Origin of the sequence: Mesorhizobium sp. KR1-2 (assembly GCF_040045035.1) — a bacterium.
Classification (GTDB): domain Bacteria; phylum Pseudomonadota; class Alphaproteobacteria; order Rhizobiales; family Rhizobiaceae; genus Pseudaminobacter.
Genome location: NZ_JBDZDS010000012.1, coordinates 23412 through 42631 on the forward strand (window position 1 = coordinate 23412; position 19220 = coordinate 42631).

18 protein-coding genes are annotated in these 19220 nt (G+C 65.9%); 9 read left to right on the forward strand and 9 right to left on the reverse strand.

The window, feature by feature from the left end:
* Positions 1 to 143 precede the first annotated feature (143 nt).
* The 4 genes from rplT to infC form a co-directional block, all read right to left on the reverse strand.
* Positions 144 to 545, reverse strand: a complete 402-nt coding sequence (gene rplT, locus ABLE85_RS20825) for a 50S ribosomal protein L20 (RefSeq protein ID WP_348794627.1) — start codon at positions 543 to 545, stop codon at positions 144 to 146.
* Positions 546 to 576: 31 nt separating this feature from the next.
* Complete coding sequence (gene rpmI, locus ABLE85_RS20830) at positions 577 to 780, reverse strand: 50S ribosomal protein L35 (protein ID WP_348778808.1); 204 nt, start codon at positions 778 to 780, stop codon at positions 577 to 579.
* Between the two features lie 169 nt (positions 781 to 949).
* Positions 950 to 1567: an isoprenylcysteine carboxylmethyltransferase family protein gene (locus ABLE85_RS20835; protein WP_348794628.1), complete on the reverse strand. Its 618-nt coding sequence runs from the start codon at positions 1565 to 1567 to the stop codon at positions 950 to 952.
* Between the two features lie 121 nt (positions 1568 to 1688).
* Positions 1689 to 2225 (reverse strand): translation initiation factor IF-3, encoded by a 537-nt coding sequence (infC, locus tag ABLE85_RS20840; RefSeq protein WP_348794805.1) that lies wholly within the window; start codon positions 2223 to 2225, stop codon positions 1689 to 1691.
* A gap of 198 nt (positions 2226 to 2423) precedes the next feature.
* Between infC and ABLE85_RS20845 the strand changes: the two genes are divergently transcribed.
* The 9 genes from ABLE85_RS20845 (at position 2424) to ABLE85_RS20885 (ending at position 11033) form a co-directional block, all read left to right on the forward strand.
* Positions 2424 to 3197 (forward strand): alpha/beta hydrolase, encoded by a 774-nt coding sequence (locus ABLE85_RS20845; protein WP_348794629.1) that lies wholly within the window; start codon positions 2424 to 2426, stop codon positions 3195 to 3197.
* Between the two features lie 3 nt (positions 3198 to 3200).
* The gene (locus ABLE85_RS20850; protein ID WP_348794630.1) at positions 3201 to 4358 is read left to right on the forward strand and encodes a benzoate/H(+) symporter BenE family transporter; all 1158 of its coding nucleotides are present in this window, start codon (positions 3201 to 3203) and stop codon (positions 4356 to 4358) included.
* 109 nt (positions 4359 to 4467) lie between these two features.
* Complete coding sequence (locus tag ABLE85_RS20855) at positions 4468 to 4911, forward strand: DUF2852 domain-containing protein (protein WP_348794631.1); 444 nt, start codon at positions 4468 to 4470, stop codon at positions 4909 to 4911.
* A gap of 149 nt (positions 4912 to 5060) precedes the next feature.
* Positions 5061 to 5819 carry a M48 family metallopeptidase gene (locus ABLE85_RS20860; protein ID WP_348794632.1) on the forward strand — a complete coding sequence of 253 codons (759 nt, stop codon included), beginning with the start codon at positions 5061 to 5063 and terminating at the stop codon, positions 5817 to 5819.
* Positions 5820 to 5897: 78 nt separating this feature from the next.
* Positions 5898 to 6557: a phosphoribosylanthranilate isomerase gene (locus tag ABLE85_RS20865; protein WP_348794633.1), complete on the forward strand. Its 660-nt coding sequence runs from the start codon at positions 5898 to 5900 to the stop codon at positions 6555 to 6557.
* Between the two features lie 76 nt (positions 6558 to 6633).
* On the forward strand, positions 6634 to 7854 hold the full coding sequence (trpB, locus tag ABLE85_RS20870) for a tryptophan synthase subunit beta (protein ID WP_348794634.1): 1221 nt from the start codon (positions 6634 to 6636) through the stop codon (positions 7852 to 7854).
* A 2-nt stretch (positions 7855 to 7856) separates the two neighbouring features.
* Positions 7857 to 8684 (forward strand): tryptophan synthase subunit alpha, encoded by an 828-nt coding sequence (trpA, locus tag ABLE85_RS20875; RefSeq protein ID WP_348794635.1) that lies wholly within the window; start codon positions 7857 to 7859, stop codon positions 8682 to 8684.
* Positions 8685 to 8720: 36 nt separating this feature from the next.
* Positions 8721 to 9641, forward strand: a complete 921-nt coding sequence (gene accD / locus ABLE85_RS20880; protein WP_348794636.1) for an acetyl-CoA carboxylase, carboxyltransferase subunit beta — start codon at positions 8721 to 8723, stop codon at positions 9639 to 9641.
* Between the two features lie 60 nt (positions 9642 to 9701).
* Positions 9702 to 11033, forward strand: coding sequence for a folylpolyglutamate synthase/dihydrofolate synthase family protein (locus tag ABLE85_RS20885; RefSeq protein ID WP_348794637.1), 1332 nt, complete (start codon positions 9702 to 9704; stop codon positions 11031 to 11033).
* A gap of 5 nt (positions 11034 to 11038) precedes the next feature.
* On the opposite strand, the gene ABLE85_RS20890 is transcribed toward ABLE85_RS20885, so the two are convergent.
* From ABLE85_RS20890 to ABLE85_RS20910, 5 genes are all read right to left on the reverse strand, one after another.
* Positions 11039 to 11320: a cupin domain-containing protein gene (locus ABLE85_RS20890; protein ID WP_348794638.1), complete on the reverse strand. Its 282-nt coding sequence runs from the start codon at positions 11318 to 11320 to the stop codon at positions 11039 to 11041.
* Positions 11321 to 11452: 132 nt separating this feature from the next.
* The gene (trxA, locus tag ABLE85_RS20895) at positions 11453 to 11773 is read right to left on the reverse strand and encodes a thioredoxin (RefSeq protein ID WP_348794639.1); all 321 of its coding nucleotides are present in this window, start codon (positions 11771 to 11773) and stop codon (positions 11453 to 11455) included.
* 74 nt (positions 11774 to 11847) lie between these two features.
* Positions 11848 to 15375 (reverse strand): double-strand break repair helicase AddA, encoded by a 3528-nt coding sequence (addA, locus tag ABLE85_RS20900; RefSeq protein ID WP_348794640.1) that lies wholly within the window; start codon positions 15373 to 15375, stop codon positions 11848 to 11850.
* Complete coding sequence (gene addB / locus ABLE85_RS20905) at positions 15372 to 18503, reverse strand: double-strand break repair protein AddB (RefSeq protein WP_348794641.1); 3132 nt, start codon at positions 18501 to 18503, stop codon at positions 15372 to 15374. The genes addA and addB overlap by 4 nt, the downstream gene beginning before the upstream one ends.
* Positions 18500 to 19219 carry a nucleotidyltransferase family protein gene (locus ABLE85_RS20910; RefSeq protein WP_348794642.1) on the reverse strand — a complete coding sequence of 240 codons (720 nt, stop codon included), beginning with the start codon at positions 19217 to 19219 and terminating at the stop codon, positions 18500 to 18502. The genes addB and ABLE85_RS20910 overlap by 4 nt, the downstream gene beginning before the upstream one ends.
* Position 19220: the final 1 nt, after the last annotated feature.

Genomic DNA, 19220 nt, shown 5'->3' on the forward strand with positions numbered 1-19220 from the left:
GAACCTGTTCGCATTGGCGGATGGTCAACTTTTGTTGACCATCCCATATTCGGTTGACTTTCGGTCATAAGAAAAACCCGCGCCAGCCCTGCCAGCGCGGGTTTCCCAAATCTGAATATCGAAAGCTTGGGAAGCGCTGGTCTTTAAGCGACTGCGCTTTCAAAAGCGTTCGGCGTGGTGTTCTTCAGGTACTCCAGAGCGACCTTGGCCTTGCCGACGAGCGCGGCGAACGCCTGCGGCTCATGGATGGCCATGTCGGACAGAACCTTGCGATCGATCTCGATGCCGGCCTTGTTGAGACCGTCGATGAAGCGGCCATAGGTCAGGCCGTGCTCGCGCACAGCGGCGTTGATGCGCTGGACCCAGAGGGCGCGGAAATTGCGCTTCCGGTTCTTGCGGTCGCGATAGGCGTACTGCAGCGACTTCTCGACCGCCTGCTTGGCGATGCGGATGGTGTTCTTGCGACGGCCGTAGAAGCCCTTGGCGGCTTTCAGGACCTTCTTGTGCTTGGCGTGGGCGGTAACGCCTCTCTTTACGCGTGCCATGTCATGATCTCCTTAAAACGCGTGGCCGGGCTCAGAGGCCGTTCGGCAGAAAATTCTTGATGACCTTCTTGGCATCCGGCTCGGCGAGAACCATGGTGCCGCGGGCATCGCGAATGAACTTGTTGGTGCGCTTGATCATGCCGTGGCGCTTGCCGGCAGCAGCCGACAGGACCTTCCCGGTCGCAGTGATCTTGAACCGCTTCTTGGCGGCCGATTTGGTCTTCATCTTGGGCATTTTGCTTTCCTTTCTGCTGCGCTGAATTGCGCTTTTTTCGCTTCGGGCCGACCAAAGCCCGAAAAGCAACAGGAACCGCCACGGCATGCCCTGCCGGACGGTTCTGGACGCGGCCTTATAGCGGCGGCGTAGTCAAAGCGCAACCGCTGAATCGCGGGCGCAAACCGTATCAGTAGACCCGGAGCAGAACCGGCACGACGCCGGAATGCTGCAGATATTCGACCACTTCGAAGAAGGGATAGGCCGCCAGGAAGACCAAGCCGTCGGCGAAGGTGTTGTAGATGTTCTTCGGCCTCACGGTGAGCATCTCGCTATCCCTGAAGAGGCGAAGATTCGGGAAAAAGCGGGGCACCTGGCCGAGATAGCGCAGATAGGGCTCGCCGAAGGTCCTCTTGAGATAATCCTCCTCCACCAGCGTGACGTAGTGGAACGATGCCCAGGTCAGCACCGCGAACGCCGCCGCGATGGTGACGCTGCCCGACAGCGCGCCGACGCCGGCCGCGCCGATCGTGCTGAAGACATAGAGCGGGTTGCGCGTCACCGAATACGGCCCCTCGCTGACGATCTCCGCACTCTTGCGGCCGCCGATATAAAGCGTGCACCAGGTCCGGCCGAGGATCGCCACGAAGATGAGACCGAAGCCTATCGCCTCGATATATCCGTGATGGTTCCCGCTCGCCGGGAGCGCCGACTGGACGAACAGCAGCGCCACCAGAACAGCCGCGATGAGGATTGCGAGGGCCACACGCCGGCGGTGCTGGAAGCGGCTCAGATCGTTGGGGGACATGGTTACCTTGAAAAACGGAAAAGGGCGCAGCTCGCAATTTGCGAGGACCGCACCCCTTGCGGACCGATCCTGGACGACGCGCCGCATCTGCCGGCGCGCCATCATTGTTGGCTCGCGCGCCTCAGCGCGGCGAGAGCACCATCATCATCTGGCGGCCTTCGAGCTTCGGCTCCGCCTCGACCTTGGCGATGGTCGCGACCTCTTCGCGGACGCGGTTCAGAAGCTGCATGCCGAGCTCCATATGCGCCATTTCGCGGCCACGGAAACGCAGCGTCAGCTTGACCTTGTCGCCTTCCTCGAAGAAGCGCCGCACCGCCTTCATCTTCACCTCGTAGTCATGGGTGTCGATGTTGGGACGCATCTTGATCTCCTTGATCTCGATGGTCTTCTGATGCTTGCGGGCTTCGGCCGCCTTCTTCTGGTTTGCGTATTTCAACTTGCCGAGGTCGAGAATCTTTACGACCGGCGGCTGTGCGTTGGGAGAGATCTCAACGAGGTCGAGGCCTGCTTCTTCGGCGGCCAACAGAGCTTCGTTGATTGAAACTTCGCCGCGATTGCTGCCATCTACATCGATGAGCTGGACGCGGGGTACACGGATATCGCGATTGGAGCGCGGCCCATCCTTGGTGGGCGCAGCTGCTTTGAAAGGTCTGCGAATGGTCGTTATCTCCTCGAACCGTTGACGTTCATTGCTTGTATTGCGCCTATGTTGGTACGACGCGGGGCGAGTCAATAGCACAGGGAATAGAATAAATCACCTGAATCCATGAAGCGCCCGCCATCACTTCGCCGGCGGCATGGCACTTTCCGCCTGATTCGACCTGTGTCAAAAGAACTTCACCGACAGGAACACGACATGACCGACACCCCACCGGACTTCCTCGACATCGACGGCACCGTGATCGCGGTGCGCCGCTCTGCCGGCGAGCAGCCCGGCGTGGTCTGGCTCGGGGGCTTCCGTTCCGACATGCGCGGCACCAAGGCCGAGGCCCTGAACGACTGGGCGCAGCGCAACGGCCGCGCCTATCTGCGGCACGACTATTCCGGCCACGGCGAGTCCGGCGGCGATTTTCTAGACGGCACGATCTCGAAATGGCTCGGCCAAAGCCTCGTCGTCTTCCGCCGCTTCACCGAAGGGCCGCAGATCCTGGTCGGCTCCTCGATGGGCGCCTGGATCGCGCTGCGCATGGTGCAGGAATTGCGCAAGGCCGGCGAAGGCGAGCAAGTGGCGGGTCTAGTCCTCCTGGCGCCGGCGCCGGATTTCACCAGCGAGCTTGTCGAGCCCCAACTCAGCGAGGCGCAGAAGCGCGACCTCGCCGAAAAGGGCCTGTTCGAGGTGCCGTCTGAATATTCCACGGAAAGCTACGCCTACACCCGCGCCCTGATCGAGGACGGGCGGCTGAACCGGGTGATGGACGGCCCAATCGACACGCATTGCCCGGTGCATGTGCTGCAGGGGCTGGCCGACCCGGATGTGCCTCACACCCATGCGCTCAAGCTGGTCGGCCTGCTGCCCGCCGATGACGTGACGCTCTCGCTCATCCCCGACGGCGACCACCGCCTGTCGCGACCGCAGGACCTCGACATGCTCATCCGCGCCGTCGAAGCCATCAGCACCCAAGCGAGGTAGGCGATGCGTCTTTCGGTTCCCGTCTCTGCATTCGTTGCTGCGATCGTCGGCTTCGGCGGCACCCTGGCCGTCATCATCGCCGCGGCCGACGCGGTCGGCGCGAGCCGGGCCGAAACCGCCAGCTGGGTGACGGCGATTTGTCTCGCCATGGCGCTGGAAACCGCCTGGCTGAGCTGGCGCACCAAAATGCCGGTCATCACCGCCTGGTCGACGCCGGGGGCAGCACTCGTGGCTGCAAGCTCGGGCTTCACGATGAGCGAGGCAGTGGGCGCCTTCATTGTGGCGGCGCTGCTCCTCATCGTCACTGGCATGTTCAAGCCGCTGACCCGGCTGATCGCCAAGATCCCGGCCTCGGTGGCGTCGGGCATGCTGGCCGGCATCGTCGTGACCTTCGCCATCAATGCGGCCAAGGCCGTTCCTGTCGACCCGGTGCTGATCCTGCCGCTGGTCGCAGCCTTCTTCGTGATCCGCCTGTTCAACCCGGCGCTGTCGGTGCTGGCGGTGCTTGTGGGCGGCGGCGCGCTGGCCTTCCTGACCGGACGCGTCGGCGGGCTTCCGGCGCCGGAACTGTCGACGCTGACGCTGATCGCCCCGACCTTCTCCACCGCCGCCGTCATCGGCCTTGCGGTGCCGCTCTACCTCGTCACCATGGCCTCGCAGAACCTGTCCGGCCTCGCCGTGCTGCGCGCCGCCGGCTACCACCCCGAACCTGGACCGCTGATCTCGGTGACCGGCCTGTTCTCGCTGCTCTCCGCCCCCTTCGGCGCGCTGACCACCAACCTGGCGGCGATCTCGGCGGCGATCTGCACCGGGCCTGACGCCCACCCCGACCCGGCCGAGCGCTGGAAGACCGGGCCGTTCTATACGCTGGCCTATCTGGTCTTCGCGCTTTTCGGCGCCTCGCTGGTGGCGGTCTTTGCCGTGCTGCCGCAAAGCCTGATCGTGCTGGTGGCGGGCCTGGCGCTGATGGCGCCGCTGGCAAACGCGCTGACGATTGCGCTGAAGGACGAGCACGAGCGCATGGCGGCCACAACCGCCTTCGCCGTGACGGCCTCGGGCCTGACCATATTCGGCATCGGCGCCGCCTTCTGGGGACTGGTGGCCGGACTGATGGTCCTGGGGCTGGACGTCCTCAGGGTCCTCAAAAAACGCACGGCCTGACGGACGCCTGTCCGGTTTTCGCCAAAACCATCTTGAACGGGCGTTTTTCCGTTCCCATTTCGATCTGGAGCAGCCGGCATGGCTGCCTCGAACGAAGGAACCGGAAAACATGAACACGACAGCATTGATCCGCCCGGCCTGGACGCCGGCGACCATCGCGCTGATGGTGATCGGCTTCATGGTGTTCTGGCCGCTGGGCCTGGCCATGCTTGCCTATGTCATCTGGGGCGACCGGCTTGACGGCTTCAAGCGCGACGTCAACCGGGCGACGGACGGCATTTTCGCCGGTTGCCGCAAGGCTGCCTATGGCGCGAGCTCACGCACCGGCAATGTCGCCTTCGACGAATGGCGCGAGAAGGAACTCGAGCGCCTTGCCGAGGAGCGCCGCAAGCTCGACGAGACCCTGACCGAGTTCGACGACTACATGCGTGAACTGCGCCGCGCGAAGGACCAGGAAGAGTTCGATCGCTTCATGGCCAAGCGCAACAAATCGACCGCGCCGACCACGACCAGGCGCGGCAAGCCAACGTCCGGCCTGGCCGACGAAGCCTAAACCTCCCGCCCGCAACTTTCGACGGCGTCGCCCCAGCGGCGCCGTTTTCTTCGCTTTGTTTTCCATCTACCGGAGCCGATCCCGCGCAAAGCCGTGGGATTTCCGGCAGACAGGGTCATGTTCGCAGCCGAATCACTTATTCTTCACGCATGCCGCTCGGTTTCCTGAAAACATTGCAGAGCCGCGGGCCCAAGCCGGTGCAGCAGCGCGAGCACACGGTTTCGGGCCGCACCCTGCCGCTGCGCATCGTCGAGAACGATCGCGCCACGCGGTTGACGCTGCGCATAGATGCCGGCGGGCGGGGTCTGCGCATCACGGTGCCGCCGGGCCTGGCGCGCGGCGAGGTCGACCGTTTCCTCAACCGGCATCAGGGCTGGCTGGAGCAGCGGCTGGCCAAGGTGCCGGACCGGCCGCAGGTGCGCCCCGGCATCAAGGTGCCGATCCGCGGCGTGCCGCACACGATCGTGCATGAGCCGGATAAGCGCGGCACAGCCAGGATAGGCGCCAATGCCGGCGAACCGACCCTGACCGTCCATGGCGAGGCGCAGCACCTGCCGCGCCGCGTCGCCGACTTCCTCAAGCGCGAGGCCAAGCGCGACATCGAGGCGCTGGTGGAAAAACACTGCACGACGGTCGGCCGGCGCGCCAAGGCGATCCGTTTTCGCGACACGTCGAGCCGCTGGGGATCGTGCACGTCGGATGGGTCGCTGTCATTCTCCTGGCGCATCATGATGGCGCCGCCGCAGGTGATAAACTACCTCGTCGCCCACGAGGTGGCGCACCTGCGCGAGATGAACCACGGACCGCGCTTCTGGCAGCTCTGCGAGGAGCTTTGCCCTGACACCGAGCGCTGCAAGGCCTGGCTGAAGCGCAACGGCACCGCCCTGCAGGCGATCGTGTTCGAATAAGGGGACACTTTCGGCTTATCCGCCGATCGGCGCACGCTTTTCCTCGACTCCGCCACCATTTCGTGGCACTCCCCCGACATGGCACTCGACATTAAAATCTGCGGCCTGAAGACGCCGGAAGCGGTTGCGGCGGTGCTGGCCGGCGGCGCCAGCCATATCGGCTTCATCTTCTTTTTCAAGAGCCCGCGTCATGTGACCCCACAGCAGGCCGCCCAGTTGCGCCAGGCCGCACTTGGCCGCGCCAAGGCAGTGGCCGTCACGGTGGACGCCGACGACGCGATGCTCGACGAGATCGTCGCCGCGATGGCGCCCGAGATGCTGCAACTGCACGGCAAGGAAACGCCTGAACGCGTGACGGCGGTGAAGCAGCGCTACGGCCTGCCGGTGATAAAGGCTTTCGCCATCCGCGAGGCCACGGACCTGGCAGCAATCGCGCCCTATCACGGCCTTGCCGACCGCTTCCTGTTCGACGCCAAGCCGCCGGCCGGCTCGGAGCTTCCGGGCGGCAATGGCGTGTCCTTCGACTGGCGGTTGCTGGCAGGCCTTGACGCTGAACTCGATTACATGCTTTCGGGTGGTCTCAACGCCGCGAATGTCGGCGACGCCATCAGGCTTGCCAATCCGCCCGCCATCGACATCTCGTCGGGTGTGGAAAGCGCGCCGGGCGTCAAGGACGTGGCGCTGATCGAGAATTTCTTCCGGGCCGTGCGGGCGGCAACCGACAACCGCGCCGCCTGACCCCATCCAGGGCAAGTCCCGCGGCGGAACAGGTTCCGGCAAAGGCACGCTCGAACAAAGACTTAGGAGATCGGCCGTGACTCAGCCGGCAGAGCCCAATTCCTTCCGCACCGGTCCCGACGAACAGGGCATGTTCGGCATTTTCGGCGGCCGTTTCGTTGCCGAAACGTTGATGCCGCTGATCCTCGACCTGGAGCAGCACTGGAATGCGGCCAAGAACGACCCCGCCTTCCGCGAGGAGCTCAACGCGCTTTCCACCTTCTACGCCGGCCGCCCGTCCAAGCTCTACTATGCCGAAGGCCTCACAAAACATCTCGGCGGCGCGAAGATCTACTTCAAGCGCGAGGACCTGAACCACACCGGCAGCCACAAGATCAACAACTGCCTGGGCCAGATCCTGCTCGCCAAGCGCATGGGCAAGAAGCGCATCATCGCCGAGACCGGCGCGGGCCAGCACGGTGTAGCCTCCGCCACGGTCGCCGCGCGCTTCGGCTATCCCTGCATCGTCTATATGGGTGCCACCGACGTGGAGCGGCAGAAGCCCAACGTCTTCCGGATGAAGCTGCTGGGCGCCGAAGTACGCCCAGTCAACTCCGGCCACGGCACGCTGAAGGACGCCATGAACGAGGCGCTGCGCGACTGGGTGACCAATGTCGAGGACACCTATTACCTGATCGGCACCGCCGCCGGCCCGCATCCCTATCCCGAGCTGGTGCGCGACTTCCAGTCGGTGATCGGCACCGAGGCGCGCGCCCAGATGCTGGAGCAAGAGGGCCGCTTGCCCGACGTCATCATCGCCGCCGTCGGCGGCGGCTCGAACGCGATCGGCCTGTTCCATCCCTTCCTTGACGACCGCAACGTGAAGATCATCGGCGTCGAAGCCGGCGGGCGCGGCCTCGAGGGCATCGAGCACTGCGCCTCAATGAGCGCCGGCAGCCCCGGCGTGCTGCACGGCAACCGCACCTACCTGCTCCAGAACGATGACGGACAGATCCTCGACGGCCACTCGATCTCGGCCGGCCTCGACTATCCGGGCGTCGGGCCCGAGCACAGCTGGCTGCGCGACACCGGTCGCGTCGACTACGTGCCGATCCTCGACGACGAGGCGCTGGAGGCCTTCCAGGTCACCACGCGCGTCGAGGGCATCATCCCGGCGCTGGAATCGGCCCATGCCATTGCGCATGCGATGAAGATCGCGCCGACCATGGGCAAGGACCAGATCGTGATCGTCAACCTTTCCGGCCGCGGCGACAAGGACGTCCACACGGTGGCCAATATGCTGGGCATGGAGATCTGACGATGAGCAACCGCATCGCCCGCCGCTTCGACAGACTCAAGGCCGAAGGCCGCCCGGCACTCGTCACCTATTTCATGGGCGGCGACCCCGATTACGAAACCTCCTTGTCGATCATGAAGGCGCTGCCCAAGGCCGGCGCCGACGTGATCGAACTCGGCATGCCGTTTTCCGACCCGATGGCCGACGGCCCGGCGATCCAGGCCGCGGGCCTGCGCTCGCTGAAGGGCGGCCAGACGCTGAGGAAGACGCTGCAGATGGCGCGCGACTTCCGTGCTTCGGGCGACAACGACACGCCGATCGTGCTGATGGGCTACTACAACCCGATCTACATCTATGGCGTCGACCGTTTCCTCGCCGATGCGATCGAAGCCGGCATCGACGGGCTGATCGTGGTGGACCTGCCGCCGGAAATGGACGAGGAACTGTGCGTGCCGGCGCTGAAGGCGGGCATCAACTTCATCCGCCTTGCGACGCCGACCACCGACGACCACCGCCTGCCCAAGGTGCTGCAGAATACCTCCGGCTTCGTCTATTACGTGTCGATGACCGGCATCACTGGCGCAGCACTCGCCGACACCGACAAGGTCGCCGCCGCCGTCACCCGCATCAAGGGCCACACCGACCTGCCGATCTGCGTCGGCTTCGGCGTCAAGACTGCCGAGCAGGCCCGCTTGATCGGCGCCGCGGCCGATGGCGTCGTCGTCGGCACGGCGATCGTCAATGAAGTGGCGAAGGCCGCCGGCGGCACAGCCGCGGTCGAGGCCGTTTCGGCGCTGGTTGCCGATCTGGCCAGCGGCGTGCGTTCGGCACGCCTTGCTGTCGCCCAATAATATCCCCATGTCTTTGACATCACTGGAACGGATGCCATGAACTGGATCACCAACTTCGTCCGCCCGAAAATCAACTCGATGCTGGGCCGGCGCGACATGCCCGAAAACCTCTGGATCAAGGATCCGGAGAGCGGCGAGATGGTCTTCCACAAGGACCTGGAAGACAACCAGTACGTCATCCCCTCCTCCGGCCACCACATGAAGATCGCGGCGCGCGAGCGGCTGAAGTTCTTCTTCGATGGCGGCCAATACGAGACCCTCGAAAACCCGAAGGTCGCGGTGGACCCGCTGAAATTCCGTGACGAGAAGCGCTATGTTGATCGTCTGAAGGACGCCAAGGCCAAGACCGGCATGGAGGACGCGATCCTCAACGCGCTCGGCACGATCGAGGGCTTGCCTGTGGTGGTCACCGTCCAGGACTTCGCCTTCATGGGCGGCTCGCTCGGCATGGCCGCCGGCGACGCCATCATCAAGGCCTTCGAGACGGCGGTAGAGAAGCGCCGGCCGCTGATCCTGTTCGCCGCTTCGGGCGGCGCGCGAATGCAGGAGGGCATTTTGTCCCTGATGCAGCTTCCGCGCACGACGGTGGCCGTGGATCGGCTGAAGGAAGCCGGCCTGCCTTATATCGTGGTGCTGACCAATCCGACCACCGGCGGCGTGACCGCCTCCTACGCCATGCTGGGCGACGTGCACATCGCCGAGCCAGGCGCGCTGATCGGCTTCGCCGGCCCGCGCGTCATCGAGCAGACGATCCGCGAGAAGCTGCCCGACGGCTTCCAGCGCTCCGAATATCTGATGGAGCACGGCATGGTCGACATGGTGGTCTCGCGTCTCGAGCTCAAGTCGACCGTCGCGCGGCTGCTGAAGATCCTGATGAAGATGCCGGAGCGCGTCGAAGCGGGCGAGCCGGAAGTGCCGCCGACGGCGGTATCGGCCGAAGCGCAGCCGCGTGCCTGACGCGGGCGACAGGCGCTCCACGCTGTCTCCAGATCCTTTGCTCCGGGGGAGGAGCTTTTGATGTCCACGCTGCTTGCCGACCGCCAGATCGAGCATCTGATGACGCTGCACCCGAAAGGCTTCGACCTTTCGCTGGACCGGATTTCGCGGCTGCTCGAACGCCTCGGCAATCCGCAGGACAGGCTGCCGCCGGTGATCCACATCGCCGGCACCAATGGCAAGGGCTCGACTGCCGCCTTCTCGCGCGCGCTGCTGGAGGCGGCCGGCCTCCGCGTCCACGTCCATACCTCGCCGCATCTGGTCAACTGGCATGAGCGCTACAGGCTCGGCGCGGAAGGCGGCGGCAAATTCGTCGCCGACGACGTGCTGGCCGACGCGATCGGCCGGGTGGCCGACGCCAATCGCGGCGAGACCATCACCGTCTTCGAGATCCTCACCGCCGTCACCTTCCTGCTGTTTTCGGAGCATCCGGCCGACGTCGCGGTGATAGAGGTGGGGCTAGGCGGCCGGTTCGACGCCACCAACGTGATCAAGAAGCCCGCGGTTTCGGTGATCATGCCGGTGTCGCTCGACCACGAGGCCTATCTCGGCGACCGGGTCGAGCTGATCGCGGCCGAGAAGGCCGGTATCATCAAGCGTGGATGCCCGGTGATCGTCGGCGCGCAGGAGAGCGACGCCGCACGCGAGGTGCTGATCGAGACTGCCGAACGGCTCGGCTGCCCGCTCGCCGTCTACGGCCAGGATTTCATTGCATCGCAAGAGCACGGCCGCATGATCTATCAGGACCAGACCGGCCTGATGGACCTGTCGCCGCCGCGTCTGCCCGGTCGTCACCAATACGCCAACGCGGCTGCGGCGATCGCTGCCGTGCGGGCCGCCGGGTTCCGGCTCGACGACCACGCAGCCGACCGGGCGATGACCACGGTGAGCTGGCCCGGGCGCATGCAGCGCCTGCCGCAAGGCAAGCTGGTGGATCTCGCGCCGGCCGGCGCCGAGATCTGGCTCGACGGCGGCCACAACCCCGGCGCCGGCCTGGTGGTGGCTGAGGCGCTGACCGAGCAGGAAGAGAAATCCGCGCGGCCGCTGTTCCTGATCTGCGGCATGATCAACACCAAGGACCAGACCGGCTATTTCCGCGCCTTCAAGGGCATCGCGCGCCATGTCTACACGGTGCCGGTGGCCTTCAGCGACGCCAGCGTGCCGAATTCCGAACTCGCCATCCGCGCCGGCGAAGCCGGGCTTTCGGCGGAGCCGGTCAGCTCGGTGGCCAATGCGCTGATGCTGCTGCGCGACACCTGGGACGCTTCCGAGCCGGCGCCGCGCATCCTGATCAGCGGCTCGCTCTATCTCGCCGGCGCCGTGCTGGCCGAGAACGGCACGCCGCCGGTGTGAGGCGCTTACTTTAGCTCGATCTCGATGAAGGCATATTCGCCGTCATTGGCGTTGATGACATCGTGCTCGACGCCCTCGGAGCGGTAATAGGGCACGCCCTTCTTCATTTCGGCGAAGGATTCGCCGTCCTTCGTCACGAGCCTCACCTTGCCGTCCATCAGCGGCACGACGACATAGTCGTGCCCGTGGCGGTGCCAGCCGGTGCTGGCGCCCGGCGCAAAGCGCCATTCGGTGACGACGACGCGGTCATTGTCGATGAAGACAGTGGGCTTGGCGGGCGTTGACATTTTTTGCTCCCTTTCACGCATGCTCCATGAGAACGCAGGAGCGGCCCGCTTATGAGAGCCAGCGGCATGAAAACCGACGCGCCAAAGAAAAAGCCCGGCGCGGGGCCGGGCTTTTTGCATATCTCGGTAGGATCAGGCGGCGTTGCCGATCCAGCTCGACAGGGCGGTCTTGGGCGCGGCGCCGACCTTGATGTCGGCCACTTCGCCGCCCTTGAAGATCATCAGGGTCGGGATGGAGCGCACGCCATACTGCGCGGCCAGCTCCGGGTTCTCGTCGATGTTGAGCTTGGTGATCGTCACCTTGCCGGCGAGCTCGTTGGAGATCTCTTCCAGCGACGGCCCGATCATCTTGCAGGGGCCGCACCATTCGGCCCAGAAGTCCACCACAACCGGACCCTCGGCGTCCAGCACAGCGGACTTGAAATTGCTATTGTCGACCTTGACGGTGGCCATGATGAAATCCTTTCGGGTGTAAAAGTCGCGCTACATATGGTGCTAGCCCTGCGGGCCTTCAAGCACAGTTTGTGTCACGACGCGTTGAGTCGAGCAAGGGCATCGTCCATCGCCACCTCGGGAATCCGGATGAGACCCGGAATCTCGGTGAACAGAAGGGCAGCCGACACGCGCCGGCCCGGATAAAGCGATTTCAGCAGCGCGCGATAAAGCGCAAGCTGCGTGACATAGGCGAGCGGCACCTGCTCGAACGAGGTCGGCGCAGGCCGATTGGTCTTATAGTCGACGATCAGCACTTCGTCGGCCGTCACGGCCAGCCGGTCGATCTTGCCCGAAACCGTGCGCTCCTTGCCCTTGACCATCACGCTGCCCATGATCGCGACTTCGGCGCGCGAGCCGGGCGCGAACAGCGGCGCAAACTCTTCCGAGGCCAGGATCGCCTCGACGGAGGAAAGCAGGGCCTGCCGTTCCTCTTCCTTCCATGCCGCACCGGCGCGCGCGAGATAGCGCAGGGCCGGCGGCCGCCGGTCTTGCTCGGCCATGCCGGGCAGCATCTGCAACAACTTGTGCAGCACAAGGCCGCGCGCGATGGCAAAGCCCGGCTCGATCTCCGGATCGAGCACCGGCGAGCGCGTGGAAACTACAGGCTCGGTCGTTTCCTCGATGAGTGCGGAAGCCCCGGAAGGCGACAACGGCCGTGGCAGAACCTCCACAGCCTTGAGAGGCTCCAACAATTCCGGCGGGATTGTCGCCAGTTGCTCCGCTTCCTTCGCCACCGGCGGCCCGGCCATTAGTTGCACCGCCGGCAGCGGCGTCACGCGGAAACGGTGCACGGTCGTGTCCGGCTCGACGGGATGCCCGCGTTCCTCACATTTGCCCGACGCGATCAGCGCCTTGCTGACCAGCGCATGCCAGGTGGCCGGGTTCGGGGCGCGCTTGCCGTGATAGCCGCAGACGACCAGCCGATCCTCGGCCCGCGTCATGCCGACATAGAGCAGGCGACGATATTCGTCGTCGGCGCGTTCCTTCAGCGTGTCCGACATCGCCTGCGAATAGAGATTTTTCACGTCGCTGCCCGAGCGCCAGAGATAGCCTTTTATCCGGCGCAGCTCCTCGCCTTTGGCCTCGAAGGGCATCAGGCGCGGCAGGTGCTGGTCGCTGAAGGGCGTGGCGCCGCCATCGACCAGGAAGACCACCGGCGCCTCGAGGCCCTTGGAGGCGTGCGCGGTCATGATGCGCACCTCGTCGCGCGTCTGGTCCATCTCGCGCTTGATCTCGGGCCCGGCGCTTTCCAGCGTCGCAAGGAACGACTCCAGTCCAGGAAGCCCGGTTCGTTCCTCGGCAAGACAGAAGGACAAAAATTCGTCGAGGATGTCGCCGGCATCCTGCCCTAGCCGCGAAACCATCGCCTTGCGCACGCCATCGCGGCCGAGAAGACCAGAATAGAATTCGAACACCGGCTTGTAGGCGGCTTCGGTCGCCCAGTCGTCCAGCCGTTTCGTCACTGCGGCGAGTTCGGGCGCGCTTTCAGCCTTGCGGCGCAGCGAGGTGTAGAGCGAGACGCCGGCGGGGCGCCCATAAGCGAGGTCGAACAGCGCATCCTCGCTCAGCCGGAAAATCGGGCTCTTCAGGATCGCGGCAAGGGAAAGATCGTCCTCGGGCTGGATGAGGAAGCGGCCCAGCGCCATCAGGTCCTTCACCGCGATGTGTCCCGGCAGGCTGAGGCGGTCGGCGCCTGCCACCGCGATGCCTCGGTTCTTCAGGCTGCGCGCCAGCGCATGGACAAAACGGTCGCGCTTGCGCACCAGCACGATGACATCGCCGGCCGACAGAAGCTTGCCGCTGCCCTCGATGATCTCGCCCGAGCGGATCCAGTTCTGGATGGTGGCGGCGACGTTTTCAGCCACGCGCACGGCCGGCGCGTGGGCGTGGTCGATGGCCTGCGTCCAGTCGTCCGGCTCCTCGGCCACATCGGCGCCGATGGACGGCCAGACCTCGACATAGCCGGGCGCACCGGCGCGGATGGCGTTGTGCTGCACCGGGCCGGGGTCGAGCGTGATGCCGCGCCGCGTCTCCTCGCTCGAAAAAACCGTGTCTACGGCCTGCAGCACGTCGTCGGTGGAGCGGAAGGAGAGCGTCAGCTTGACCGGCTCGAAATTGCCGTTGGCGGCGCGCACACGCTGCGAGAATTCATGGCCGGTGCGGGCGAAGGATTCCGGCGCCGCGCCCTGGAACGAATAGATCGACTGCTTTTCGTCGCCCACGGCAAAGACTGTGCGGTGGACATTGTCGCGCGCGCTGTGGCCCGCGAAAAACTCTTCGGCCAGGCGCTTCACCACCTCCCACTGGTCGGGGCTGGTGTCCTGCGCCTCGTCGAGCAGGATGTGGTCGATGCCCTTGTCGAGCTTGTATTGGACCCAGGGGCCGGCGTCCTGCCTGGCGAGCAGGCGCACGGTGCGGGTGATGAGGTCGTTGAAGTCGAGGAAGCCGCGCCCGGTCTTCAGTCGCTCGTAGCGGCCAATCAGCCAGTCGGCGATGGTGAGTGCTGCGCGCGTGCCTTCCAGCATGCGGAACATGGCCAGCCGGTCGGACGTGGCGATGATCGCCGCGGCAGCCGCCGAATAGCGCTCGGCCAGGTCCGGCATGCGGTCGTGCAGCGCCTTCTTGAAGGTTTTTACCGGGTCGTAGGGATCGCCGTCGGACTTCAAAAAGCCCTTGGCCAGCAGCTTCAGCCGCGCGATCGGGTCGCGCTCCTCGAAGGCGCGCGCGGCGTCGGGAATGATGCTGTCGAGCGCGCGGCGCGCATCGACGGCCTCCGCGGCCAGTGCGAATTCGGCAAAGACATCGGCGGGGAAACCGGGCAGCGGCCAAATGGAGTCGGCAATGCCCTCGGCCGTGTCATCCGGCGAAAAGCCGAATTCCTCGAAGAGCGCCGGATAGTCGGGATCGTGGCCGATGGCATCGATGAAGGCGCGCAAGCCGTCGCGCTTGGCGACGATTTCGCTAAGCAGCGCATCAAGCCCCGCCTCGCCGCCGCGCTCCAGCACCATGGCGAAGGCTTCGGCTAGCTCGGGATGATCGGCGGCCACCGCGCCCGTCACCATCTCGCGGCGGGCGGTGGCAAACAGCGTCTCTTCCATCAGCGGGTCGAGCATCTGGAAGTGGGCGGCGATGTTGGCCTCCAGCGGGAACTGGTGCAGCACGGATTCGCAGAAGGCGTGAATGGTCTGGATTTTCAGGCCGCCCGGCGTTTCCAGCGCTTCGGCAAACAGCCGGCGCGCGCGGCGTAGCTTTTCGGCGTTTGGAGCGCGGCCCTCCAGCTTCTCGATCTCGGCGCGCAGGGCCTCGTCGTCCAGCATGGTCCATTTCGACAGATTGCCGAAGACGCGGTTGGACATGTTGGCGGCGGCCGCGCGCGTATAGGTGAGGCAAAGGATCTTTGATGGGTCCGTGCCTTCGAGCAAAAGCCGGATGACGCGCTGCGATAGCACATGCGTCTTGCCCGAGCCGGCATTGGCCGACACCCAGACGGAGTTTCGCGGGTTAGCCGCCTTGGCCTGCCGCTCGACGGTCTCGGCGGGAACGGAGAAGATCTTCCTCATTCGTCGCCCCCGGATTCGCCCGCATTGTCGCCACCGGCCGACCATTCCAGCACGCGAGCGAGATGGTCGTAGTCTCCGTCGGTCTCGCCCTCGCGGAACGGCAGCGCGCGCGACAGGTAGCCGGTATCGACGCGGTTATAATGCTGCAGCAAAACCTCCAGCCGTTGCCAGGCTTCCTCCGCCAGATCGCCCGCCGGGCGGGGCTTGCGGTTGTAGTCGAGGATCGATTCCTCAAACACCTCGCCATTGGGCTTGAAACGCACGAAGGCGAGGTCCGCCGGCTGCAACGATCCGAGGTCGTGGAACGCGCCACGCTTCAAAAGCGCGCCTTCCAGCGCCAGCTGCGGAGCAAGCAGCGTATGCGCCTGCGCCTTGGAGGGCGAAGAGCCGGTCTTGTAGTCGATGATGTCGGCCATGCCGGCAGCAAGCAGGTCGACGCGGTCGGCATAGCCGGACAGCGTCACGCCCGAAGCGCCGACCGGCGTCTTTTCGGCGCGCGCTTCCGGGTGGCGGGCCTTTGTGCCGAGGGCGCGGCTGCGCTCCCAGACGATGATGTTTTCGGCCAGCTTCTCGAAGCGCGGCCACCACACGGCGCGCACGTCTTCCGGCAGATTGGCCTCGTCGAAGGCGGTGCGGCCCGCCTCGAGCAGCACGTCGAGCGCGGTGTCCGCCCTCGGATCGATGCCGGAGGTCGTAAAACGCTGCATGATGTCGTGGAACAGCGTGCCGCGCTCGGCCGCACCCGGATCGCGCACCAGCTCTTCCAGCTTCATCAGCTTGAGGATGCGTTTGGCATAGACCGCATAGGGGTCGCGGCGCAGCGTCTCGATCTCGGTGACCGAGAAATGGCGCGGTCGGGCGTCGGCCGGCGGTTTCGGCTGCGGGCGTTCGGCAAAGGGGATTTGCGGGCCGGCATCCAGCGCGCGCGCCCAGCCAAGCAGTTCCTCGCCGCGAGCGCGCATGGCCACCGCCGTAGCGGGCCCGGCGAAGGTGAGGATGCGTTGCAACCAGCGCGAGGGCACGGCCGGCGCATCGCCCGAACGCGCCGAGCGCGTCAGGATCACTTGCGGCGTGCCGAGCGCCATCTGGAAATCATGTGCCGACTGGCCGATGCGCCGCTCCGGCGGCTCGAGCTCGATGCCGGTCTTCATCAGGCGCGACATGAAGCGGTCGGCCTGCGCCTTGCGCGGCCAGACACCCTCGTTCAGCCCGCCGACGATGAGCGTGTCGACGCTCAGTAGGCGCGCTTCCAGCGCGCCCCAGATCGAGACGCGGCCATCGCCGCCATGCGCCGGCTTGACGACCTCCGGCGCGACCAAAGCTTCGGCAACGTCGGGCCATTCGTCGGCCGCGAAGGAGAAGGGCGCCGAGGCGGCCACCAGCCCGCGCAGCAGGTCGGCCAGCTTTTCGCCGGCCTCGCCACCGTAAAGTTCGGTCAGGCTGCCATCGGCGCTGCGGCCAAGTGCTTCGAGCACCGTGACTGTCGCGCGAATGATGGCCGAAAGCTCGACCTCGCCTTCGCCCCGGAAGGCGACCAGCGGGGCCAGCGCCTCGTCGAGGCGGGCAAGCACGGCGCGCGCGTCGGTCAGCCGCCGTTCGCTGAGCCGCGTTTCCCAGAACGGTTTTCGTCCCTCGCCGGCCAGCCCCGCAAGACGCTCTTCGAACAGGGCGCCCAGATGGGCGACGTCCGGCCTGCCGGTGCCGCCGCGCAGCGCCACGAGCTCGATGGTTTCGGCGGCGTGGCGCACCGCGCCGCGTCCCAAGCCGAGCGAGAGCAGCGGATGTTTTAGCAGCGACAGCACCGAGACCGGATCGCCCGGCCGGAACGCGGCCTGCAGCATGATGCGCAGGAGAGCGCCGGGCGGCGTGTTGGCCAGCGGCGTGCCGCCGGAATCATTGGCCTGGATGCCGAAGCGCAGCAGCTCGGCCGACACACGCCGGGCAAGGTTGCGATCGCCGGTGACAAGGGCCGCCTTGTGACCGGGGTGGGCAATCGCCTGGCGCAGGGCAAGCGCAATCGCCACCGCCTCGTCGCGCTCGCTCGCCGCTTCCAGCAGCGTCACACCGGCGAAGGCGCTTTCAACGTCCGTCTCGGAAACGCCTGCCCTCTGGCCGGCCCAGGCATCGGTGGTTTCGGCAGGCAGCAAGGCCTGCGCGACCAGCGCATCGCGGAGCGCCTGTGCCGGTGCGACCGCGCCGATCTCCTCGACGTCTGCGCGCAAAATGCCGATTTTTTTCAGCAGCTTGGCAAGACCGTATTGCGGATGGCCGAGCACGGCGGCGGGCTGAACGTCGGCCGAGACGACCGACCAGGAGCGCTCGTCCATGCCCCGGTCGAGGCCAGGCAGCACCACTGCTCCGCGCGGCAGCCGCGCAATGGCCGACAAAAGCTCGGCAGTGGCGGGAATGGAGCCGGTGGAGCCGGCGGCGATGACAGGTCCCTGCGGCGGCCGCTGGCGCAGCCGCTCCGCCTCCAGCCGGATCAGCGCGTTGCGATGCGCGGCCGGATTGGAGCGGTCGAGCTCGGCCAGAAGGTTCGGCCAGGCAGTCATGACGATTTCGAGGAAATCGAGCGTCACCTGCCACCAATTGGCGAGGTCGCCGGAAACCAGATCATGCAGCCGCGCCCAGTCGGAGCCCTCGGTCTCGATCTCGTCCATCAGCCCGGCCAGGTCGCGCGCCAGCCACACTGCATCGGCCGCCGAGGCTGGAACGACGATTTCCTCTTCGAACAGGCTCGCGACATGGGCCGGCAGCCGGCGTTTCCAGCTGCGCACCAACGGTGCAAGCAAAAGCAGGCGGTCGATGGCCGCGATCGGCGGCGCAAGGTCGATTTCGCCTGTCCCCTCGGGCGCGAAAAGGGCCTCGTCCTCGTCGAATTCGCCGAGCGGCCGGATGGTGGGCAGGATGGCGGAGCCACCCCTCGCCTTCTCCACCAACACGCTGCGCAACTCGCGCGCGGCGCGGCGCGTCGGCACATAGATGGTGACGTCGGCCAGCGCCAGCGGCTCGCCGTCGAAGCGGAAGTCGGGGATCAGACTGCCGTCGAGCAGGCTTTCAGCCAGCGTCGGCAAGAAGGCGGCACCGGGCGGAATGGAGAAAAGGCGGGGCGCGGGCCGGCCGCTCATGCGTCCTGCGCCATGGCGCCGGCCACCACCGCTTCCGCGGGCGCGATGGCATCAGGCGTGCCGACGGTGATCCAGCGGCCTTCCATCTTCATGCCGTAGAGGCGGCCGGCGGCGATGGCGCGGTCGAAATAGAGGTTGAGCGACTGCGGCGTGGCCTCGGCGCCGGCAAAGATGCGCGGGTGCATGATTGCCGCGCCGGCATAGATCAGGCCGGACGGGTCGCCCGCCGCGCGCTTGAGCGTGCCGTCGGGGCCAAGCAGGAAATCGGTGCCGCCGCTGTGGCCGGTCGCCGAGGAGAAATCCGCCAACATGAGCAGAATATCCATCCTCGACGCGTCCCAGGCAAGGGCCAGCCGCTTGAGGTTGGGCTCGTCGCGGTCGATCCAGAACGTATCGGCGTTGAGCAACAGGAACGGATCGGCGCCGAGTTCCGGCAGCGCCTTGACGACACCGCCCGCGGAATCGAGCAGGCCGGTGCTTTCATCGGAAACGACGACGGCCGGCTTCTGACGGCCCGCCACATGGGCAACGATCTGTTCCGGGAAATGATGAACGTTCACCACCGCCTTCGCCACGCCGGCCTCGGCCAGGCTATCCAGCCCCCAGTCCAGCAGCGTCTTGCCGGCCACGCGCACCAAGGGTTTTGGCATGGTATCGGTGAGCGGCCGCATGCGCTTGCCCAATCCTGCGGCAAGAACCATGGCGGTTTTCGGCATG

Excerpts from the sequence above, each read along its gene's own strand:
- rplT (WP_348794627.1), bottom strand. The coding sequence starts at position 545 with ATGGCACGCGTAAAGAGAGGCGTTACCGCCCACGCCAAGCACAAGAAG.
- rpmI (WP_348778808.1), bottom strand. The coding sequence starts at position 780 with ATGCCCAAGATGAAGACCAAATCGGCCGCCAAGAAGCGGTTCAAGATC.
- ABLE85_RS20835 (WP_348794628.1), bottom strand. The coding sequence starts at position 1,567 with ATGTCCCCCAACGATCTGAGCCGCTTCCAGCACCGCCGGCGTGTGGCC.
- ABLE85_RS20845 (WP_348794629.1), top strand. The coding sequence starts at position 2,424 with ATGACCGACACCCCACCGGACTTCCTCGACATCGACGGCACCGTGATC.
- ABLE85_RS20850 (WP_348794630.1), top strand. The coding sequence starts at position 3,201 with ATGCGTCTTTCGGTTCCCGTCTCTGCATTCGTTGCTGCGATCGTCGGC.
- ABLE85_RS20855 (WP_348794631.1), top strand. The coding sequence starts at position 4,468 with ATGAACACGACAGCATTGATCCGCCCGGCCTGGACGCCGGCGACCATC.
- ABLE85_RS20860 (WP_348794632.1), top strand. The coding sequence starts at position 5,061 with ATGCCGCTCGGTTTCCTGAAAACATTGCAGAGCCGCGGGCCCAAGCCG.
- ABLE85_RS20865 (WP_348794633.1), top strand. The coding sequence starts at position 5,898 with ATGGCACTCGACATTAAAATCTGCGGCCTGAAGACGCCGGAAGCGGTT.
- trpA (WP_348794635.1), top strand. The coding sequence starts at position 7,857 with ATGAGCAACCGCATCGCCCGCCGCTTCGACAGACTCAAGGCCGAAGGC.
- accD (WP_348794636.1), top strand. The coding sequence starts at position 8,721 with ATGAACTGGATCACCAACTTCGTCCGCCCGAAAATCAACTCGATGCTG.
- ABLE85_RS20885 (WP_348794637.1), top strand. The coding sequence starts at position 9,702 with ATGTCCACGCTGCTTGCCGACCGCCAGATCGAGCATCTGATGACGCTG.
- ABLE85_RS20890 (WP_348794638.1), bottom strand. The coding sequence starts at position 11,320 with ATGTCAACGCCCGCCAAGCCCACTGTCTTCATCGACAATGACCGCGTC.
- trxA (WP_348794639.1), bottom strand. The coding sequence starts at position 11,773 with ATGGCCACCGTCAAGGTCGACAATAGCAATTTCAAGTCCGCTGTGCTG.
- addA (WP_348794640.1), bottom strand. The coding sequence starts at position 15,375 with ATGAGGAAGATCTTCTCCGTTCCCGCCGAGACCGTCGAGCGGCAGGCC.
- addB (WP_348794641.1), bottom strand. The coding sequence starts at position 18,503 with ATGAGCGGCCGGCCCGCGCCCCGCCTTTTCTCCATTCCGCCCGGTGCC.
- ABLE85_RS20910 (WP_348794642.1), bottom strand. The coding sequence starts at position 19,219 with ATGCCGAAAACCGCCATGGTTCTTGCCGCAGGATTGGGCAAGCGCATG.